21 protein-coding genes are annotated in these 18,452 nt (G+C 70.7%); 5 read left to right on the top strand and 16 right to left on the bottom strand.

What is annotated here, in order from left to right; all coding sequences use genetic code 11:
* Positions 1 to 67: 67 nt before the first annotated feature.
* The 8 genes from rnc to OG361_RS28330 all read right to left on the bottom strand — a co-directional run bounded on the left by rnc (position 68) and on the right by OG361_RS28330 (position 9,046).
* Positions 68 to 880: a ribonuclease III gene (gene rnc, locus OG361_RS28365; protein WP_384573745.1), complete on the bottom strand. Its 813-nt coding sequence runs from the start codon at positions 878 to 880 to the stop codon at positions 68 to 70.
* A 20-nt stretch (positions 881 to 900) separates the two neighbouring features.
* Complete coding sequence (rpmF, locus tag OG361_RS28360) at positions 901 to 1,074, bottom strand: 50S ribosomal protein L32 (protein ID WP_015036448.1); 174 nt, start codon at positions 1,072 to 1,074, stop codon at positions 901 to 903.
* Between the two features lie 2 nt (positions 1,075 to 1,076).
* Complete coding sequence (locus OG361_RS28355; RefSeq protein WP_405862481.1) at positions 1,077 to 1,730, bottom strand: YceD family protein; 654 nt, start codon at positions 1,728 to 1,730, stop codon at positions 1,077 to 1,079.
* A 137-nt stretch (positions 1,731 to 1,867) separates the two neighbouring features.
* Positions 1,868 to 2,902: an ATP synthase F0 subunit B gene (locus OG361_RS28350; protein ID WP_405857942.1), complete on the bottom strand. Its 1,035-nt coding sequence runs from the start codon at positions 2,900 to 2,902 to the stop codon at positions 1,868 to 1,870.
* 110 nt (positions 2,903 to 3,012) lie between these two features.
* Complete coding sequence (gene coaD, locus OG361_RS28345) at positions 3,013 to 3,492, bottom strand: pantetheine-phosphate adenylyltransferase (RefSeq protein ID WP_405862479.1); 480 nt, start codon at positions 3,490 to 3,492, stop codon at positions 3,013 to 3,015.
* A 26-nt stretch (positions 3,493 to 3,518) separates the two neighbouring features.
* The gene (gene rsmD / locus OG361_RS28340; RefSeq protein ID WP_384573751.1) at positions 3,519 to 4,103 is read right to left on the bottom strand and encodes a 16S rRNA (guanine(966)-N(2))-methyltransferase RsmD; all 585 of its coding nucleotides are present in this window, start codon (positions 4,101 to 4,103) and stop codon (positions 3,519 to 3,521) included.
* Positions 4,104 to 4,170: 67 nt separating this feature from the next.
* On the bottom strand, positions 4,171 to 7,389 hold the full coding sequence (locus OG361_RS28335) for a helicase-related protein (protein WP_405857940.1): 3,219 nt from the start codon (positions 7,387 to 7,389) through the stop codon (positions 4,171 to 4,173).
* Between the two features lie 28 nt (positions 7,390 to 7,417).
* A complete protein-coding gene (locus OG361_RS28330; protein ID WP_405857938.1) occupies positions 7,418 to 9,046 on the bottom strand; it encodes a DAK2 domain-containing protein in 1,629 nt (542 codons plus the stop codon).
* Positions 9,047 to 9,282: 236 nt separating this feature from the next.
* Here OG361_RS28330 and rpmB point away from each other — a divergent pair, with 236 nt between their 5' ends.
* On the top strand, positions 9,283 to 9,468 hold the full coding sequence (rpmB, locus tag OG361_RS28325) for a 50S ribosomal protein L28 (RefSeq protein WP_003957616.1): 186 nt from the start codon (positions 9,283 to 9,285) through the stop codon (positions 9,466 to 9,468).
* A 258-nt stretch (positions 9,469 to 9,726) separates the two neighbouring features.
* Here rpmB and thiD read toward each other — a convergent pair whose 3' ends face one another.
* Together thiD and OG361_RS28315 are read right to left on the bottom strand one after the other, a co-directional pair.
* Complete coding sequence (gene thiD / locus OG361_RS28320; RefSeq protein WP_405857936.1) at positions 9,727 to 10,527, bottom strand: bifunctional hydroxymethylpyrimidine kinase/phosphomethylpyrimidine kinase; 801 nt, start codon at positions 10,525 to 10,527, stop codon at positions 9,727 to 9,729.
* Positions 10,524 to 11,486, bottom strand: coding sequence for a thiamine-phosphate kinase (locus tag OG361_RS28315; RefSeq protein ID WP_056644467.1), 963 nt, complete (start codon positions 11,484 to 11,486; stop codon positions 10,524 to 10,526). The genes thiD and OG361_RS28315 overlap by 4 nt, the downstream gene beginning before the upstream one ends.
* A gap of 233 nt (positions 11,487 to 11,719) precedes the next feature.
* On the opposite strand from OG361_RS28315, the gene OG361_RS28310 reads away from it, so the two are divergent.
* Positions 11,720 to 11,953, top strand: coding sequence for an Lrp/AsnC family transcriptional regulator (locus OG361_RS28310; protein ID WP_015036438.1), 234 nt, complete (start codon positions 11,720 to 11,722; stop codon positions 11,951 to 11,953).
* 20 nt (positions 11,954 to 11,973) lie between these two features.
* Positions 11,974 to 12,453, top strand: a complete 480-nt coding sequence (locus OG361_RS28305) for a DUF3515 domain-containing protein (RefSeq protein WP_384573763.1) — start codon at positions 11,974 to 11,976, stop codon at positions 12,451 to 12,453.
* A 46-nt stretch (positions 12,454 to 12,499) separates the two neighbouring features.
* On the opposite strand, the gene OG361_RS28300 is transcribed toward OG361_RS28305, so the two are convergent.
* The 3 genes from OG361_RS28300 to OG361_RS28290 all read right to left on the bottom strand — a co-directional run bounded on the left by OG361_RS28300 (position 12,500) and on the right by OG361_RS28290 (position 15,548).
* Positions 12,500 to 13,639, bottom strand: a complete 1,140-nt coding sequence (locus OG361_RS28300) for a D-alanine--D-alanine ligase family protein (protein ID WP_405857934.1) — start codon at positions 13,637 to 13,639, stop codon at positions 12,500 to 12,502.
* Positions 13,640 to 13,797: 158 nt separating this feature from the next.
* Positions 13,798 to 14,799 (bottom strand): NAD(P)H-dependent glycerol-3-phosphate dehydrogenase, encoded by a 1,002-nt coding sequence (locus OG361_RS28295; RefSeq protein WP_405857932.1) that lies wholly within the window; start codon positions 14,797 to 14,799, stop codon positions 13,798 to 13,800.
* Positions 14,796 to 15,548: a lysophospholipid acyltransferase family protein gene (locus tag OG361_RS28290; protein WP_405857930.1), complete on the bottom strand. Its 753-nt coding sequence runs from the start codon at positions 15,546 to 15,548 to the stop codon at positions 14,796 to 14,798. Before OG361_RS28290 ends, OG361_RS28295 begins: the two co-directional genes overlap by 4 nt.
* A 126-nt stretch (positions 15,549 to 15,674) precedes the next feature.
* Here OG361_RS28290 and cofC point away from each other — a divergent pair, with 126 nt between their 5' ends.
* Together cofC and OG361_RS28280 are read left to right on the top strand one after the other, a co-directional pair.
* Entirely contained in the window at positions 15,675 to 16,322 is a 648-nt protein-coding gene (cofC, locus tag OG361_RS28285; RefSeq protein ID WP_384573774.1) for a 2-phospho-L-lactate guanylyltransferase, read from the top strand.
* A gap of 10 nt (positions 16,323 to 16,332) precedes the next feature.
* Complete coding sequence (locus tag OG361_RS28280) at positions 16,333 to 16,545, top strand: hypothetical protein (protein WP_384573777.1); 213 nt, start codon at positions 16,333 to 16,335, stop codon at positions 16,543 to 16,545.
* Positions 16,546 to 16,683: 138 nt separating this feature from the next.
* On the opposite strand, the gene OG361_RS28275 is transcribed toward OG361_RS28280, so the two are convergent.
* The 3 genes from OG361_RS28275 to leuD all read right to left on the bottom strand — a co-directional run bounded on the left by OG361_RS28275 (position 16,684) and on the right by leuD (position 18,451).
* Positions 16,684 to 17,382: an HU family DNA-binding protein gene (locus OG361_RS28275; protein WP_405857928.1), complete on the bottom strand. Its 699-nt coding sequence runs from the start codon at positions 17,380 to 17,382 to the stop codon at positions 16,684 to 16,686.
* 143 nt (positions 17,383 to 17,525) lie between these two features.
* Positions 17,526 to 17,753: a hypothetical protein gene (locus OG361_RS28270; RefSeq protein WP_024755921.1), complete on the bottom strand. Its 228-nt coding sequence runs from the start codon at positions 17,751 to 17,753 to the stop codon at positions 17,526 to 17,528.
* A 104-nt stretch (positions 17,754 to 17,857) separates the two neighbouring features.
* Positions 17,858 to 18,451: a 3-isopropylmalate dehydratase small subunit gene (gene leuD, locus OG361_RS28265; RefSeq protein ID WP_384573783.1), complete on the bottom strand. Its 594-nt coding sequence runs from the start codon at positions 18,449 to 18,451 to the stop codon at positions 17,858 to 17,860.
* Position 18,452 lies beyond the last annotated feature (1 nt).

Raw genomic sequence — 18,452 nt, 5'->3', positions numbered from 1 at the left:
CGTGACGGGGAAAAGACGAGAACCCCGCCCTGGGGCGGGGTTCTCGGGAAGCGGTGGGGGAAGGCCGTCAGGCCGTCGCCCCGTTCACGGACGGAGAGGGGTCGGCGACCTCTCCCGTGCCGCGCTCGGCGGCGGCCTTGGCCGCTGCCACGCGCTCGTCGGCGGCCGCGCGAATCTCGCGCCACGCCGACTCCGCGGCCTGCTGCTCCGCTTCCTTCTTGCTGCGGCCGGTGCCGGTGCCGTACGAGACACCACCGACGCGGGCGGCAGCAGTGAAGACCTTCTCGTGGTCCGGGCCCTCTTCGGAGACGAGGTACTCCGGCACACCCAGGCCCTCGGCCGCGGTGAGCTCCTGGAGACTGGTCTTCCAGTCCAGGCCGGCACCGAGGTTCGAGGACTTCTCGATCAGCGGGTCGAAGAGCCGGTGAACCAGCTCGGACGCCGCGTCGAGGCCCTGGTCGAGATAGACCGCGCCGATCACCGCTTCAAGGGTGTCGGCGAGGATGGACGCCTTGTCCCGGCCGCCCGTGCCCTCTTCGCCCCGGCCGAGCCGGATGAAGGAGCCGAGTTCGAGGCCGCGACCGACCTCCGCAAGTGCACGTGAGTTGACCACCGCGGCCCGCAGTTTGGCCAGCTGGCCTTCGGGCAGGTCGGGGTGGGTGCGGTACAGCGTGTCCGTGACCACCAGGCCGAGCACGGAGTCCCCGAGGAACTCCAGCCGCTCGTTGGTGGGCAGACCGCCGTTCTCGTACGCGAACGAGCGGTGGGTCAGCGCACGCACCAGAAGGGCGGACTCGAGCCGATAGCCGAGCCGCCCTTCCAGAAGCGTGTGGGACGAGGCATGGTCCGTCTTGTCGTCCGTCTTGCGGGACTCAGACATTGCGCCTCTCACCAGCCCAATCAGACCGAGAGGACCTGGCGCTTGTTGTAGGTGCCGCAGCTCGGGCACGCGATGTGCTGCAGCTTCGGCTCCTGGCAACGCTCACACGAAACCAGGGTGGGGACCGCAGCCTTCCACTGCGACCGGCGGTGGCGCGTGTTGCTGCGCGACATCTTCCGCTTCGGAACAGCCACGGCTACTTCTCCTGCTTCTCGGCGGCGCTTCGGACGTCCCCGTCAGAGGCTTTGCCGCTCATGTTGTCCTTCTCATCGGTTCCCAGCGAACCGGTGAGTCCCTGCAGTGCCGCCCAACGAATGTCGACGGCGTCGTGGTGGTGGTCCGGGTTCTCGTTCAGGCTGGCTCCGCATTGGGAACACAGACCCGCACAGTCCTCCCGGCACACCGGCTGCATCGGCAGTGCGAGCACCACCGCATCACGCAGCACGGGTTCGAGGTCGAACATGCCGTCCTCGAGGGGGATCACGCTCTCGTCTTCCTCGGCTTCGTCGTCCGCGGCCGCCTTGGAGCGGCCCCGGTCGTCGGAGTCGGGGTACGAGAACATCTCCTGGAAGTCCACGTCGAGATCAAGCTCGACGGGCTCCAGACACCTTACGCACTCCCCCTCGGCCGATGCACGGGCGGTGCCTGTGACAAGCACCCCTTCCATGACCGATTCGAGACGGAGATCGATTTCCACGGAAGCGCCCTCGGGCACTCCGATGACCCCTTCGACGCCGAGGTCCGTGGGGGCCTCGACCGAACGCGAGATCCGCTGGAGGGCACCAGGACGCCGCCCCAGCTCGTGTGTGTCGAACACGAGGGGGTTGCGGTGGTCGAGGCGCGTGCTCAGGGCTCTTCCTGCTTTCGGATCGATCGAATCGTGAGGGGGCTGCCGACGTGTGGGCAGCAAGGATCGCGGAATACGCGCGACCGAAGAGCCAGGATACTGGACGCTTCGCTCAGGGCCCAATCCGGGGCCCGTGCCCCTTACTGTCCCTGTTCGTACCGGCGCAGCTGCTCCAGATCGATCATGCTCGTGTCGAAGAAGCTGGTCTCGTCGAGCGCGGCGGACGGCGCCTGCTGCTGGGGCTGCGGCGGGTACTGCTGCTGCTCGTAGCCGTACTGCCCCTGGTACGCGTAGGGGTCGGGCTGCTGCTGGTAGCCGTACGGGTCGGGCTGCTGCTGGTAGCCGTACGCGGGGTCCTGCTGCGGCTGCTGGTAGCCGTACGGGTCGGGCTGCTGCTGGGCGGCGATCGGCGCCGGGGCCTGCGCGGGGATCTGGACCGGCTCGGGGTCGGCGAGCTCCGCGAGTCCGGCGAGGTAGTCGGCGTCGCTGGTGTGCACCGTGCCGCCGAGGCCGTCCTGGGCGGCCATGTGCTCGCCGAGGTCGTCGGTGGCGATCCGGCCGTGCAGCTTCTGCCGGCCGCGCCCGACGGCCTCCAGGGTCTTGCTGAGGACCGCCTCGAAGGCGCCCAGCTTGGCGTCCACATACTCGTCGGCCCGGCTGATCAGGGTCTGCGGGTCGGCGCTGTACTCGGGGGCGTCCTCGTCCGCGTAGCCGTCCCGGTCGAGGCCCGGGCCGCGGCCGAGGAGCTTCTCGCGGCCCCGGTCGACGGAGCCGATGGTCTTGTTGAGGACGACCTCGAAGTTGGCGAGCTTGGAGTCGACATAGTCGTCGGCCTCGGCGCGGACCTCCTCGGCCTCGCGGCGGGCCTCGGCGAGGATCCGGTCGGCCTCGCCCTGCGACTCCCGGGCGACCTGGGTGTCGGAGACGATCGAGCCGCGCTCGGCGTGGGCGGCCTCGATGATCCGCTCGGCCTCCTGGCGGGCCTGCTCGACCAGCTGCTCACGGCCGCCGATCAGCTCCTGGGCCTGGGCGAGGGAGCCGGGCAGGGCCTCCCGCACCTCTTCGAGCAGGGCGAGCAGCTCGGCGCGGTTGACCACGCAGGATGCCGACATGGGCATGGAACGGGCGCCCTGTACGGTCGCGACGATCTCGTCGAGCTTCTTCTGCACGTCCACCGGGTGCTCGCCACTCTCTACAGCTGGATGGAGACGGACGGGACGACTGTAAGGGCAGTCGCCGCCCGTCCGACACCAGGTGACGGAGTGTCAGCGGCGGTGGCCGGGCGTCACTTCTGCGCGAGGCGCTCGGTCAGTCGGCCGAGGACCTGCGGAGGGACCAGGTGGGAGACGTCGCCGCCCCAGGCCGCCACCTCCTTGACCAGCGAGGAGGAGAGGAAGCTGTACGTCGGGTTGGTGGGGACGAAGAGGGTCTCCACGCCCGAGAGGCCGATGTTCATCTGGGCCATCTGCAGCTCGTAGTCGAAGTCGCTGACGGCGCGCAGGCCCTTGACGATGGCGGGGATGTCCCGCTGCTTGCAGAAGTCGACGAGCAGTCCGTGGAAGGACTCCACCTCGACGTTGCCGAAGTCGGCGGTGACCTCGCGGATCAGCTCGATCCGCTCCTCGACGGTGAACAGCCCCTTCTTGGACTGGTTGATCATCACCGCGACGTGTACGACGTCGTACAGCTTGGAGGCGCGGGCGATGATGTCGAGATGTCCGTTGGTGATGGGGTCGAATGACCCCGGACAGACGGCGCGGCGCAACGTTGGTCCCTCGCTCTCCGGTCCGGTCATCGTGCGTCTTCGCACGTAGAGGCGGCGCGACCGTACCAAAACGTTCCCTCGCCGTAGCGACGGGCCCGCAGTGGCTCGAAACCGGCCGGCCAGCCGAATTCCCCGCCTCGGGTGCTGCGCTCCACGGTGACGAGGGCATCGCCCGTGAGCCAGCCCTCCGAGCGGAGTGTGAGGAGGATCTCGCGAAGATCGTCGTCCGCGACGGCGTAGGGCGGGTCGAGGAAGACCAGGTCGTACGGGTCGGCCGGGGCCGGTCCCGTCACGATCTGTTCCGCTTTGCCGGTCCGCAGTTCGGCGCCGGGCAGACCGAGCGTCTTGATGTTCTCGCGGATCGTCTTCGCGGCGCGGGGTTCCGCCTCGACGAGGAGGGCGTGGGCCGCGCCCCGGGAGAGCGCTTCGAGTCCGACGGCGCCGGAGCCCGCGTACAGGTCGGCGACCCGGGTCCCGTCGAGGGTGCCGAGGAAGGCCTCCCAGGTGGAGAAGAGGCCTTCGCGCGCCCGGTCGGAGGTGGGGCGGGTGCCGGTGCCGGGGGGCACGGCAAGTCGGCGTCCGCCGGCGGTGCCGGCGATCACGCGGGTCATCGGTGTCCTCGTTCTCCGTAAGCCATTGCGTACGCAACAGCTTATGGCGGCCGCCGCCGCCCCGTGGTCAGCCCTTCTCCAGGTACTCCTCCCGGTCCTTGTCGAGCAGGGCTTCGAGGGCGGTGCGCAGTCCGGGGTGGGCGGCGAGGTCCGGGTCGGCGAGGACGAGGGTGGTGGCCTCCTCGCGGGCGGCGGCGATGACCTCCTCGTCGTCGATGACGGTGAGCACCCGCAGGGAGGAGCGGACGCCGGACTGGGCCTGTCCGAGGACGTCGCCCTCGCGGCGCTGTTCGAGGTCGATGCGGGAGAGTTCGAAGCCGTCGAGGGTGGCGGCGACGGCGTTGAGTCGCTGCCGGGCGGGACTCGCCTCGGGCATCTCGCTGACGAGGAGGCAGAGGCCGGGGGCGGAGCCGCGGCCGACGCGGCCGCGGAGCTGGTGGAGCTGGGAGACGCCGAAGCGGTCCGCGTCCATGATCACCATGGCGGTGGCGTTGGGCACGTTGACGCCGACCTCGATGACGGTCGTGGCGACGAGGACGTCGAGCTCGCCGGCGGCGAAGCGGCGCATGACCTCGTCCTTGTCGTCGGGGTGCATGCGGCCGTGCAGGACGGCGATCCGCAGGCCCGTGAGGGGGCCCGTACGGAGCTTCTCGGCGATCTCGACGACGGCGAGCGGCTGGCGCTTCTCGGCCTCGTCCTCGGGGGACGCCTTGGACTTCTTCTTCTGGTCCTCCTCGTCGCCGATGCGGGGGCAGACGACGTACGCCTGGTGCCCGTTCTCCACCTCCTCGCGCACCCGCTCCCAGGCGCGCGCGAGGAAGTGCGGCTTGTCGGCGGCGGGGACGACGTGGGTGGCGATCGGGGAGCGGCCGGCGGGCAGCTGGTCGAGGACGGAGGTCTCCAGGTCGCCGAAGACGGTCATGGCGACCGTGCGCGGGATGGGGGTGGCGGTCATCACCAGGAGGTGGGGCGGTTGCTTCCCCTTGCCGCGCAGGGCGTCGCGCTGCTCGACGCCGAAGCGGTGCTGCTCGTCGACGACGACGAGGCCGAGGTCGTGGAACTGGACCTTGTCCTCGATCAGCGCGTGCGTGCCGATGACGATCCCCGCCTCGCCGGTGACGAGGTCGAGGAGGGCCTGGCGGCGGGCGGCGGTGCCCATGGAGCCGGTGAGCAGGACGACCTTGGTGGCGCGCTCGGCGCCGCCGAGCATCCCGCCCTCGGCGAGCTCGCCCATCATCTCGGTGACCGAGCGGTGGTGCTGCTGGGCGAGGACCTCGGTGGGCGCGAGCATCGCGGCCTGTCCCCCGGCGTCGACGACGGCGAGCATGGCGCGGAGGGCCACCATCGTGTTGTGCGTCACGGTGAAGTGATCAGTCACGTATGCATGACTCGGGTCCGCGACACTGATGCACTGCACGGGCTTGCGCCCGACGTGCTCGACCGCGCGGATCCCCCGTCGAAAGGTGTTGTACTTCGGCCTCGGGCGCATGCGACGCGCCTTCCGAGCGAGCCGGAACGGGACGTATTCGTCCGGCAATGCGATCGAGACATTGAACGCTGCCTTCTTCGGCAGCACTCGAGCCCGCCCTCCCAGCGAACGAACCAGCCATGCCACGTCGTCCGCCAGCGGCCGGGAGGCCGAACAGAACGACACGCTCATGCCCTGGGCGTCCACAGTCCCGTCGGTATCCATGAGCCCTTGCAGGACCGCGAGACGGTTCTTGATCGATGTGTTCTTGAAGGCGAGGGGCAGAAACTTGTCGTGCGAAGTGAGCCCCCAGAGATCGAGCTCACGCAAGACGCTGATCACAGGGTTCCGCCGGGTGTCACCCTTGGGGGCTGACAGCCCGATGTTGTAGTCGCAACGCGAGCCGGGAACCGGTGTGACCGCACAATCCGGAGCCAGAATCGAACGCGCGGCAGCCAGAATTTCCTCGTCGGCCGTCGAAAGGCGCAGGTTGTGCCGGAAGGATCCGTCGCCCAGCAACAGACCGAACAGGTAGGGGTCGAGAGGCGGTGAGGTGCCGTCGGACAGATCCACCGGGGTGGCCACTGGGAGATACCACTTCGAAGAACCATCGGCCTTGAACGTATCCGCGCGGATCTCGCGAGTCGTCATGACCTTCGGCGTCTGTCCCCGGTCCCACGCGCAGCTTGTTCCGACGATCCACAGATGTTCGTCATCACATTCGACGGAAGTGTCGTCGGACAGTACGAGACGCCATACCTCCCGGTCGCCCTGGGGAAAGACACCGTCGACCAAGCTGATCTCGCCGCTTGGGAGCACGACCTGGTCTCCCACTGAGATATCCCCCATTCTCCTGAAGCCCTCAGGCGTCAGGACGAGCGAGTCGAGAGGCTGCGCCTTTCCCGAGCCGACCTCTCCCTGGAGGAGGCGGTGCATGGGGTGGTCGGTGGCGAGGTCGTCGAAGATCTCGCGGGAGACCTTCCGCTGGCCGTCGGTGAGGGTGAAGGGGAGCTTGGCGTCGAAGGCGTCGAGGATGGCGCCGGGGACGGGGCGACGGGCGACGGCGGGGAGTTGGGTGTCAGCGTGCCGGCGGCGGGCGAGGGCGACCTGGAGGACGAAGGCCTCGTCCCACTTGAGCCGGTCGCGGGCGTCGGCGACGTCGGCCTTCGTACGGGGTCGGTGGATCTTCCGCAGGGCGTCGGGCAGCTCGGTGAGGCCGCGGCCCTCGCGCAGGGCGGGCGGCAGGGGGTCGACGGCGTCCTCGGCCTGCGGCAGGACGGCGTCGACGGCCTTGGCGATCTTCCAGGACTCCAGTTTGGTGGTGGCCGGGTAGATCGGGATGAGGGCCCCGGCCCAGGTGCCCACGCTGTCGGCGGCCTCGTCGCCGTCGCCGCGGAGGAGTTCGTACGCGGGGTGGGCGAGCTGGAGGCGTCGGTTGAAGAGGGAGACCTTGCCGGAGAACATCGCGCGGGTGCCGGGCAGCAGGTCCTTGTGCGGCTTGTGCACGCCCTTGCCGAAGAAGACCAGTTGGAGACGGCCGCTGCCGTCGGTGATGGTCACTTCGAGGCGCTGTCCGCGTCCCTTGGAGCCGTTGAAGGTGAGCACACGGGCGTCGGCGACCTGCGCGACCACCGTGACGTGCTCGTCGAGCGGCAGGTCGGAGAGGGTGGTCAGCTCCCCGCGCTCGGCATACCGGCGGGGGTAGTGGTGGAGCAGGTCACCGACCGTGTGCAGGTCGAGTGCCTCGGCCATGACCTTGGCGGTGGCGGGGCCGAGGGACTTCTTGAGTGGTTCGTCGAGCGCGGGCACGCGTTCCATTGCACACCACCGGACCGACAGTCGGGGTTCACTCCACTCCGATGAGCAGCGGTGGGGCCCCTTCGCCCGCGTGGTACGTGGTCGTGTCGACGGCCAGGTAGCCGCGGCGGACGTGGCTCTCCAGGGCGGCGGCCAGGTCGGGCGGGGTGTCGTCGGAGACGATGAGGGTGACGAGCTCGCCGCCCGCCGAGAGCATGCGGTCCAGGACGGTGCGGGCCGTGTCGGTGAGGTCCTGGCCGATGACGGCGACGTCGCCCTCGATGAGGCCGAGGACGTCGCCCGCCTGGCAGACGCCGGCCGAGGTGAAGGACTGGCGCTCGGCGACGGCGAGTTCGGCGTAGCGGGTGGCGCCGGCGGCGGCCGTCATGGCGACGACGTCCTCGTCGAAGCGCCGGTCGGGTTCGTGGACGGCGAGGGCGGCGATGCCCTGGACGGCGGCGCGGGTCGGGATGAGGGCGACGCGGATGCCCTCCGCCCTGGCGCGTTGGGCGGCGGCGGCCGCCGTCTGCCGCAGCTCGGTGTCGTTGGGCAGCAGGACGACCTCGCGGGCGTGCGCCCGTCGGATCGCGTCGAGGAGTTCGTCGCCCGCGGGCGGTTCGCCGGGCCGGGTCTGGACGGTGGTGGCGCCCGCCTCGGCGCAGAGTCCGGCCAGGCCCTCGCCGGGGACGACGGCGACCACCGCGCGCTGGGTGCGCTCCGCGCGTCCGTCCGGGGTCGCCGCGGTGCTCGCGAAGTGGGTGACGCGGATCCGGTACGGCCGGCCGGCCTCGACGCCGGCCTCGACGGCGGCGCCCGCGTCGTCGACGTGCACGTGGACGTTCCACAGCCCGTCGCCGCCGACGACGACCAGGGACTCCCCCAGGGCGTCGAGGCGGGACCGCAGCACGTCCACGGCGGCCTCCTCGGCCTCCAGGAGGTAGATCACCTCGTAGGCGGGGCCTTCGTCGGTGCCGCACTCCTCGGGCGCGGCGGGCCGGGCCGGCACGACCACGCCGTGCGGTGGCGTGTCCGGGCGGGTCGGGGTCCGTCCGGTCAGGGTCTCCACGAGCGCCCCGAGGACCGTCACCAGGCCCTTTCCGCCGGCGTCCACGACCCCGGCGCGGGCGAGGACGTCCAGTTGGCCCCTGGTGGTGGCGAGGGCGGTCCTGGCCCCCTCGTAGGCGCTTCCCGCCACGTCCGCGAGCCGGCCGCCGCCCGTGCAGGCCAGGGCGGCGGCGGAGGCCACGGTGAGGATCGTGCCCTCGACGGGGTGGGCGACGGCCCGGCGTGCCGCGGTCGCGGCCTCGGCCAGGGCGCGGGCGAGGTGATCACCGTCACGTCCCTCGGCGAGCACGCCCGCCATGCCGCGCAGCAGCTGGGCGAGGATCGTCCCGGAGTTGCCGCGGGCGCCGAGCAGGGCGCCGTGCGCCATGGCCCATACGGTCTCGGCGGCGTCGGGTTCGGTGGCGGCGAAGACGGCCTCGACGGCCTGGTGGGCGGCTTCCGCCGTCAGGTACAGGTTGGTGCCGGTGTCCCCGTCCGCGACCGGGTAGACGTTGATCGCGTCGATCTCCTCGCGCTCCCGCCCGAGGGCGTCCAGCGCCCGTACGCACCAGGTGCGGAGCGCTTCGGCGTCGAGCTCGACGAGCTCCTCGAAAGGCTGAAGGGCTCGCGACAACGGGGGGCCTCCTTCGGCGGTGAGCTCACCGCAGCGTAGACCCGGGGTGTCCTGCTCGTGACCTGGGCCCGGGGCGAGGTCGGCGCAGACCATGGTAGTTTCGTTCCACCGCAGCAGGCGTTGTATGCTGCTTCGGTTGCCCGGTTCACACCGGGCCATCCCCCGGCAAGCCACTTCAGACTCCTGATTCCGGTGCGCCGGATTTCACTGTAATTCTGAAGCTTTTGGAGTGACCCGTGGCTGCCAACTGCGACGTCTGCGGCAAGGGGCCGGGCTTCGGCAACAACATTTCGCACTCGCACCGCCGTACGTCCCGTCGCTGGAACCCGAACATCCAGCGCGTGCGTGCCGTGGTCGGTCGGACGCCGAAGCGGCTCAACGTCTGCACCTCGTGCATCAAGGCCGGCAAGGTCTCGCGCTAATTGCGACGTTCCGTCGTAGCGCAGCCCCTGCGGTTGCCTTGAGAGGCCGGTTCACCTAGGTGAACCGGCCTCTTGCCTTACCTGGAAACACCTTCCGGCCCGCTGATCCCTCCCGTACGGGGCGGGGGCCAGCGGGCCGGAGGCGTTTACGGCCTGAAGCAATCACGGCCTGAAGCAATCACGGCCTGAAGCAATCACGGCCTGAAGCAATCACGGCCTGAAGCAATCACGGCTTGAAGCGGTCACGGCTCGAAGCGGTCACGCCCTGAACCGCCAGCCGTGGTCGACCGGGCCGATGCCCGAGCCCAGGGCGAATCCGGCGGCGATGGCCCCGGTCACGTACTCCTTGGCCTGTCGCACCGCCTCCGGCACCGTCAGGCCCTTGGCGAGCCCCGAGGCCACCGCCGAGGCGAGCGTGCAGCCCGTGCCGTGCGTGTGCCGGTTGTCGTGCCGGGGGGCGCGCAGCCACTGCTCCTCGGTGCCGTCGGTGAGCAGGTCCACGGCCTCCCCGCCCGTCGGCAGGTGTCCGCCCTTGATCAGGGCCCAGCGCGGCCCGTACGACAGGATCGCCTCGGCCGCCACCCGCATGTCGCTCTCGTGGACGACGTGGACGCCTGTGAGCTGCGCCACCTCGTCCAGGTTGGGGGTGGCGACGGTCGCGACCGGCAGCAGCTTCGTCCGGACCGAGTCGAGCGCCGAGGCGGCGAGGAGCGGGTCCCCGTGCTTGGAGACCCCGACCGGGTCCACGACCACCGGAGCGTCCGTCGCGGCGAGCAGCTCGGCGACCGTCTCGACGAGGCCGGCGGAGGCCAGCATGCCCGTCTTCACGGCCTGGACGCCGATGTCGTCGACGACGGACCGGTACTGGGCCCGTACGGCCTCCTCGGGCAGCTCCCACGCGCCCTGGACGCCCCGCGAGTTCTGGGCGGTGACGGCGGTGAGCACGCTCATGCCGTGGACGCCGAGCGCGAGCATCGTCTTCAGGTCGGCCTGGATGCCGGCGCCGCCGCCGGAGTCGGATCCGGCGACGGTGAGCACCAGCGGCGGCCTGCCCGTCACTCGGTCTCCCCGAAGTGGTCCCAGCCGCCGGCGCTGTGCCAGGGCGCGCCGTCCACGGTGACCTGCGGCAGCGCCGAGGGGTTGAGGACCTCGCCGATGACCTTCCAGCGGGCGGGGAGCTTCACGTCGGGCGGGAAGGTGGCCACGATGGCGTGGTCCTCTCCCCCGGTGAGCACCCACTGCATGGGGTCGACGCCGACGGCCTGGCCGATGTCGTTCATCTGGGTGGGGATGTCGATGAGCCCGGAGCGCAGGTCGATGCGGACCTTGCTGGCCTCGGCGATGTGGCCGAGGTCGGCGATGAGTCCGTCGCTGACGTCGCACATGGCGGTGGCGCCGAGCCCGGCGGCGGCCGGGCCGGCGTGGTAGGGCGGCTCGGGCCTGCGGTGGGCCTCGACGAAGGCGCGGGGGGAGCGGAAGCCGCGGGAGAGGACCGCGTATCCGGCGGCGGACCAGCCGAGCCAGCCGGTGTAGGCGACGACGTCGCCCGGCTGGGCCCCGCCCCGGGTCACCGGGTCGTGGTTGCGCAGGTCGCCGAGGGCGGTGATGGCGATGGTGATGGTGTCGCCGCGGACGACGTCGCCGCCGACCACGGCCGCGCCCGCGACCTGACATTCGTCGCGCAGCCCGTCCATGAGTTCGGTGGGCCAGGTGACGGGGAGTTCGGCGGGGACGACGAGGCCGAGGAGGAGCGCGGTGGGGACCGCGCCCATCGCGGCGATGTCGGCGAGGTTCTGTGCGGCGGCCTTGCGGCCGACGTCGTACGCCGTCGACCAGTCGCGGCGGAAATGACGTCCTTCGAGGAGGATGTCCGTGCTGGCCACCACGCGCCGGTCGGGGGCGGAGACGACCGCGGCGTCGTCGCCGGGCCCGATCCGTACCGCCGGGGTGGAGGTGAGCCGGGACGTGAGCTCTCTGATGAGCCCGAACTCGCCCAGCTCTCCGACTGTGCCCTTCACCGCGTCTCACCTCGTGTCTTCGTGCCGGCCGGCAGGCGGGGGCGCGTCTGGGCGCGCCGCGGGTCGCGGGCCGTCACCGTGCTGGGTACCGTCAAGTAGACCGTCAACTTCTGTCGTGCGTACGCCACAACGCGAGTGCCCCGGGACGCGCAGGTCTCCCCGCGGCCCGCGGCGACGCGGTACCGTGGCGTCTCTTTCTCCCACAAGATCCTCGTGGTCGCCCTGGAGGTTCCGTGGTACAGGCGTACATCCTCATTCAGACCGAGGTGGGCAAGGCGTCGACCGTCGCCGACACCATCTCCAAGATCCCGGGGGTGCTCCAGGCCGAAGACGTGACCGGTCCCTACGACGTGATCGTGCGCGCGCAGGCGGACACGGTCGACGAGTTGGGCCGCATGGTGGTCGCCAAGGTCCAGCAAGTGGACGGCATCACGCGCACCCTCACCTGCCCGGTCGTTCATCTGTAGCCCCCGTCTACGCTTGGCCGGTGACGTCTTCCCACCGGCCCTTCGGCCTGCCCGCCGCCGTGACGGCCGTCCTGCTGCTGGCCGCCACCGGCTGCTCCTCGTCGGACGCCGGGGCGTCCGTCGCGGTCCCCCGTCCCCCGGCGGCGGAGGCGGCCTTCTGCCAGGCGCTGGAGAAGGAGCTGCCCGACACCGTGGCGGGGCTGGAACGGAGTGATCCGGAGCCCGGCTCCGAGCTGACCGCCGGGTGGGGTGACGGTGCGATCGTACTGCGCTGCGGGGTCCCCCGGCCCGAAAAGATGAGCGATCCGAATGCTCAGGCCGTCGAGGCGAACGGGGTGAACTGGATGCTGGAGCGGCCGGAGGGCAGCGGGCCCCGGTTCACCTCGACATATCGGAAGGCGTACGTCGAGGTGACGCTGGACGAGCGGTACGCGCACGACGCGACGCCGCTCGCGGATCTCGCCGCCCCCGTGGCGAAGGCCGTGCCGCCGAGCCTCTGAGAGGCCCGGCGGCCGGGGAGCCTCGGCCGCCCCTCGGGGCGGGTGGCTAGCGCAGGCCCGTGGAGCGGGTCAGCGCGGCCTGGATCAGCCGGTCGACGAGCTCGGAGTAGCCGACGCCGCTCTCCTGCCACATGCGCGGGTACATGGAGATGGGCGTGAAGCCGGGCATCGTGTTGATCTCGTTGATGACGAACTCGCCGTCCTCCGTGAGGAAGAAGTCGGCGCGGACCAGTCCCTCGCAGGAGACCGCCTCGTACGCGGCGACGGCCAGGCGCTGGACCTCGGCGGTGGCCTCGTCGCCGATCGGGGCGGGGACGATGCCGGAGGCCGAGTCGATGTACTTGGCCTCGAAGTCGTAGAAGTCGTGGTCGGTGACGGGCGGGATCTCGGCCGGCACGCTGGCGCGCGGGCCGTCCTCGAACTCCAGGACGCCGCACTCGATCTCGCGGCCGCGCAGGAGCGACTCGACGAGGATCTTCGGGTCGTGGCGGCGGGCCTCCTCGATGGCTGCGTCCAGGCCGGACAGGTCGTCGACCTTGGTGATGCCCATGGACGAGCCGCCGCGGGCCGGCTTCACGAAGAGCGGCCAGCCGTGGTCGGCGGCGAACTCGACGATCTTCTTGCGGGCGGCGGCCGGGTTCTGCTCCCACTCGCGCGGGCGGATGACCTCGTACGGGCCGACCGGCAGTCCGAAGGAGACGAAGACCCGCTTCATGTACTCCTTGTCCTGGCCGACGGCGGAGGCGAGGACGCCCGCGCCGACGTAGGGGACGCCGGAGAGCTCCAGGAGGCCCTGGAGGGTGCCGTCCTCGCCGTACGGGCCGTGCAGCATCGGGAAGACCACGTCGACCTCGCCGAGGGCCCGCGGGACGGCGCCGGGCTCGCTGAGGACGACCTCGCGGTTGGCGGGGTCGACGGAGAGGACGACACCGCCCTCCTCGGACTCGGCCAGGTCGGCGACGTTCGGCAGGGCGCGGTCGGCGATGGCCATGCGCTCGGGGGCGTCGGCGGTGAGCGCCCAGCGCCCGTCCGTCGTGATGCCGATGGGCAGCACGTCGTACTTGTCCCGGTCGATGGCGCTCAGGACGGCGCCCGCCGTGACGACGGAGATGGCGTGCTCGGAGCTGCGACCGCCGAAGACGACGGCCACGCGCGGCTTGCGGGGGCTCTGGGTGTTCTCGCTCATATCGCGATGAGCGTACCTTGCGGCTCCCGAACGGCTGAGCGCCCCGCTCCCTCCCCGCGCGTCCGGCGCAGCGGCAGGGCCACCGCGCCTTCGCGGGTGCGTCGCGCGTGCGTCACGCCTCCGTCAGCGGCGGGCGTCGCGCGTGCGTCACGCCTGCGTCAGCGGCGCTCGGACTTCGCGCTGCGGGACATCAGCTCCTTGAGGGCGACGACCGGCGGCTTGCCCTCGTGGACGATCGAGACGACCGTCTCGGTGATCGGCATGTCGACACCGTGGCGGCGGGCCAGATCGAGCACGGACTCGCAGGACTTGACGCCCTCGGCGGTCTGCTTGGTGGCCGCGATGGTCTCCTGGAGGGTCATTCCGCGGCCCAGGTTGGTGCCGAAGGTGTTGTTCCGGGAGAGCGGCGAGGAGCAGGTGGCGACCAGGTCGCCGAGGCCGGCGAGGCCGGAGAAGGTGAGCGGGTCGGCGCCCATGGCGAGGCCGAGGCGGGTGGTCTCGGCGAGGCCGCGGGTGATGAGCGTGGCCTTGGAGTTGTCGCCGAGCCCCATGCCGTTGGCGATGCCGACGGCGAGCCCGATGACGTTCTTGACCGCGCCGCCGAGCTCGCAGCCGACGACGTCGGTGTTCGTGTACGGGCGGAAGTACGGGGTCATGCAGGCCGTCTGGAAGCGCTGGGCGACCGACTCGTCGACGCAGGCGACGACGGCGGCGGCGGGCTGCCGGGCGGCGATCTCCAGGGCCAGGTTGGGTCCGGTGAGGACGGCCACGCGCTCGGCGGGCACGTCCGCGACCTCCATGACGACCTCGCTCATCCGCTCGGCGGTGCCGAGTTCGACGCCCTTCATGAGGGAGACGAGGACGGTGTCGGGGGCGAGCAGCGGCTTCCAGGCGGCGAGGTTGCCGCGGAGGGTCTGGGAGGGGACGACGAGGACGGTGAAGTCGGCGTCCTGCGCGGCCTCTGCCGGGTCGGCGGTGGCCGTGATCGCCCGCGGGAGTTCGATGCCCGGGAGGTAGTCGGGGTTGACCCGGGTGGCGTTGATCTCCTTCGCGAGCTCCGCGCGGCGGCCCCAGAGGCTCACCTCGCAGCCCGCGTCGGCGAGCACCATCGCGAAGGCGGTGCCCCAGGATCCGTTGCCGAAGACGGCTGCCTTGGTCACTTGATGCCTCCCTCGGCGGCCTTGCGCCGCTGTTCGAGGCGGGCCCTGCGGTGGTCGTACGGTTCGGCGGGCGCCTTCTCGCCGCGGATCTCCTCCAGGAGGGCGGTGATGGCGGCCATGATGACCTCGGTGGCCTCGCGGAGCACCTCCGGCGTCGGCTCCAGGCCGTCGAAGCGGGAGAGGTCGACCGGCGGACCGGCCTGGACCGTCAGCGTCTTGCGGGGGAACAGGCTGAACTTGTTCTCCCTGGCGTACGGCGGCATCGCGAGGTTGGCGCCCCACTGGGCCACCGGGACGACCGGGACCTTGGTGAGGAGCGCGACGCGGGCGGCGCCGGTCTTGCCGGCCATGGGCCACATGTCGGGGTCCCGGGTCAGGGTGCCCTCGGGGTAGAAGGCGACGCACTCCCCGCGCTCGATGGCGTCGACGGCGGCGCGGAAGGCGTCCAGCGCGTTGGTGGTCTCGCGGTAGACGGGGATCTGGCCGGTGTTGCGCAGCATCATGCCGACGAAGGGGCTCTTGAAGAGGCCCGCCTTGGCGAGGAGACGCGGGACACGACCGGTGTTGTACTGGTAGTGCGCGTAGGACAGCGGGTCCAAGTAGGAGTTGTGGTTGACCACGGTGATGAATCCGCCGTCGGCCGGAATGTGCTCCATACCGCGCCAGTCCCGCTTGAACAGAACCACCAGGGGGGGTTTGGCGATGACCGCCGCGAGGCGGTACCAGAAGCCGATTCTGCGGCGGGGCACTCGGACACCTTTCTCCGGGACTGGCTGGCAGGGGGTCAAGTGTCGCCCCATGCTCCTGGTCTGTCGAGGACACGGTACGCCCCGGGGCCTCCGGCGGGCGGCGCGGGCGGGACAGAATAGGCCCCGATGAACAGCGATGCGGACGACGGCTGGTCCCTGGTCGTACCCCTGAAGCCCCTTGCCCTGGCGAAGAGCAGACTGGCCGCGGCGGCGGGAGCCCTGCTCCGCCCGCGGCTCGCCCTCGCGTTCGCCGAGGACACGGTGGGGGCGGTGCTGAACTGCGCGCGCGTACGGGATGTGGTGGTCGTCACGGACGATCCGGCGGCCGGTGAGGCGCTCGCGGCCCTGGGGGCCCGGATAGTGCCGGACGCCCCGGCGGCGGGGCTCAACGCGGCGCTGGCGCACGGGGTCGGGGCCGTGCGGGAGCGGCGGCCGCACGCGCGCGTGGCCGCGCTCAACGCCGATCTGCCGGCGCTGCGGACCGAAGAACTGGCCCGGGTCCTGGACGCGGCCGGGAAATTTCCGAGAGCATTTCTCGCGGATGCCGCCGAAATAGGTACGACATTCCTCTCGGCGGGTCCGGGGGTGGAATTGGAACCGGCATTCGGGGGTGCGTCGAGGCTGCGCCATTTGTCGTCGGGCGCGGTGGAAATACGGCTGACCGGGGTGGATTCCGTACGCCGGGACGTGGACACCGGCGAGGATCTGGCGGCGGCCCGGGCGCTGGGGCTCGGCCCGCGGACGGCCGCCCGGTGGCTGCCGGTGGCCGGATAGGCTGCGGTCCATGCAGGCGACCGCGTTCACGTACGACCCCGAGACCCGCAGCGGAAGTGTGCTGCTCGACGACGGCACCCCGGTGGAATTCGGGGCGGAGGCCTTCGAGGCGGGCGGGCTGCGGCTGCTGCGGCCGGGCCAGCGGGTGCGGATCGAGGTGGAGCCGGGCGCCGCCTCCGGGGCCGTCCCGCGGATCACCCTGGTGACGCTCCAGACCTTCTGAGCGGGCCTTCCCCCCCTTGTGAAGCGGGTTCCCTCCCCCTGACGAAGCGGGCCTTCTCCCCCGTACGAAGGGCCGCTGACGCGCCGCGGGCCGGGCTCCTTGGTGGGGAGCCCGGCCCGGCGGGTGGTACCGCTCGTCCTACTTCTTGGCGGCGGCCTTCTTGGCGGTCGTCTTGCGCGCCGTGGTCTTCTTCGCGGGCGCCTTCGTCGCCGTGGCCTTCTTCGCGGCCGGCGCGGTCTTCTTGGCGGTGGTCTTCTTCGCCGCGGCGGTGGTGGTGGTCTTCTTCGCGGCGGCGGTTGTGGTCTTCTTCGCCGCCGTCGTGGCCTTCTTCGCCGCCGCGGTGGTCTTCTTCGCCGCCGCGGTGGTGGTCTTCTTCGCCGGGGTCGCCTTCTTCACGGCGGCCGTCGTGGTCTTCTTCGCCGGGGTCGCCTTCTTCGCGGCGGCCTTCTTGGCGGTGGTGGCCCTCTTGGCCGCGGCCTTCTTCACGGTCGCGGCGGCGCTACCGGTGAGGCTGCCCTTGGGGGCCTTCTTGACGGAGACCTCGCCACCCTTGGGGAGCTTCTTCGAGCCGCTGACCAGGTCCTTGAAGCCCTGACCTGCACGGAAGCGCGGAACCGAGGTCTTCTTGACCCGGACGCGCTCACCCGTCTGCGGGTTGCGGGCGTAGCGGGCCGGACGGTCGACCTTCTCGAACGAGCCGAAGCCCGTGACCGAGACCCGGTCGCCCGCGACCACGGCACGCACGATGGCGTCGAGCACGTGGTCGACGGCTTCGGCGGCCTGCTGGCGACCGCCCATCTTGTCGGCAATCGCTTCTACGAGCTGCGCCTTGTTCACGTCTTCCCCTTCGGAGACATTGCCAGAACGAAAGTGTTCAAGCTTTTTCGCACGTTAGGCATGTATATACCGCAAATCAAACACGAAACGGGCTAATCACCCTAGTGCCGCAACGCAGAAGAGCCGCTGCGGAGTTCCTGGTGTCAGTCGTCCTCTGGGAATCGGCCCTCGTCGAGGTCCTTCATCAACCGGTCCAGACGCGCTGCCGCGTCCTTGAGATCGTGCTTCGCCGCGGCCGTCACGACCAGCAGCTTCCGGGACAGCGCCATCCTTACGCCCTCCGGGACTTGCAGTGAGCGCACTCTTGTGTGCGCTTCCTTCAATCGGGCGGCGACTGACTCGTAGAGCTCGAGTTGGCTGTCGCGTTCCATGCACCGATTGTGCCATCTAGGGCGAGTTGTCGCCCGACAGGGTCCCAACAAGCGACTGCGCCCCCCACCGGACAGTGGGGGGCGCAGTCTTGGAAAAGCGCTGCTCAGACCGTAATTGTACGGGGCTTGAAGGACGGCCTGGCCGCCTCGTAGGCCGCGATGTCGGCTTCGTTCTGAAGGGTGAGGCTGATGTCGTCGAGTCCGTTCAGCAGACGCCAGCGGGCGTTCTCGTCGAGCTCGAAGTCCGCGTCGATCCCGGCGGCCAGGACCTTGCGCTGCTCCAGGTCGACGGTGATCTCGGCCGTGGGGTCGGCCTCGGTCAGCTCCCAGAGCGCGTCCACCGTCTCCTGCGGCAGGACGACGGTCAGCAGGCCGTTCTTCAGCGAGTTGCCGCGGAAGATGTCGGCGAAGCGGGCGGAGATGACCGTCTGGAAGCCGTAGTTCTGGAGCGCCCAGACGGCGTGCTCACGGGAGGAGCCGGTGCCGAAGTCGGGGCCGGCGACCAGGACCGAGGCACCCTGCCGCTCCGGGCGGTTGAGGATGAACTCGGAGTCCTTGCGCCAGGCCTCGAAGAGCCCGTCCTCGAAGCCGTCGCGGGTGACCTTCTTGAGCCAGTGCGCCGGGATGATCTGGTCGGTGTCGACGTTGCTGCGGCGCAGCGGGACGGCCCGGCCGGTGTGCGTGGTGAAAGCTTCCATG

Origin of the sequence: Streptomyces sp. NBC_00090, from assembly GCF_045160815.1 — a bacterium.
GTDB lineage: Bacteria > Actinomycetota > Actinomycetes > Streptomycetales > Streptomycetaceae > Streptomyces.
Note: the sequence above shows the minus strand (reverse complement) of the source record. Positions and strands in the feature narration are given on the sequence as shown.

What these genes read in the sequence shown, in the direction of transcription:
- OG361_RS28270 (WP_024755921.1), bottom strand. Translation starts at nt 17,753, where the DNA reads ATGGAACGCGACAGCCAACTCGAGCTCTACGAGTCAGTCGCCGCCCGA.
- cofC (WP_384573774.1), top strand. Translation starts at nt 15,675, where the DNA reads ATGAACAGCGATGCGGACGACGGCTGGTCCCTGGTCGTACCCCTGAAG.
- rnc (WP_384573745.1), bottom strand. Translation starts at nt 880, where the DNA reads ATGTCTGAGTCCCGCAAGACGGACGACAAGACGGACCATGCCTCGTCC.
- OG361_RS28335 (WP_405857940.1), bottom strand. Translation starts at nt 7,389, where the DNA reads ATGGAACGCGTGCCCGCGCTCGACGAACCACTCAAGAAGTCCCTCGGC.
- OG361_RS28300 (WP_405857934.1), bottom strand. Translation starts at nt 13,639, where the DNA reads ATGAGCGAGAACACCCAGAGCCCCCGCAAGCCGCGCGTGGCCGTCGTC.
- leuD (WP_384573783.1), bottom strand. Translation starts at nt 18,451, where the DNA reads ATGGAAGCTTTCACCACGCACACCGGCCGGGCCGTCCCGCTGCGCCGC.
- rsmD (WP_384573751.1), bottom strand. Translation starts at nt 4,103, where the DNA reads ATGACCCGCGTGATCGCCGGCACCGCCGGCGGACGCCGACTTGCCGTG.
- OG361_RS28280 (WP_384573777.1), top strand. Translation starts at nt 16,333, where the DNA reads ATGCAGGCGACCGCGTTCACGTACGACCCCGAGACCCGCAGCGGAAGT.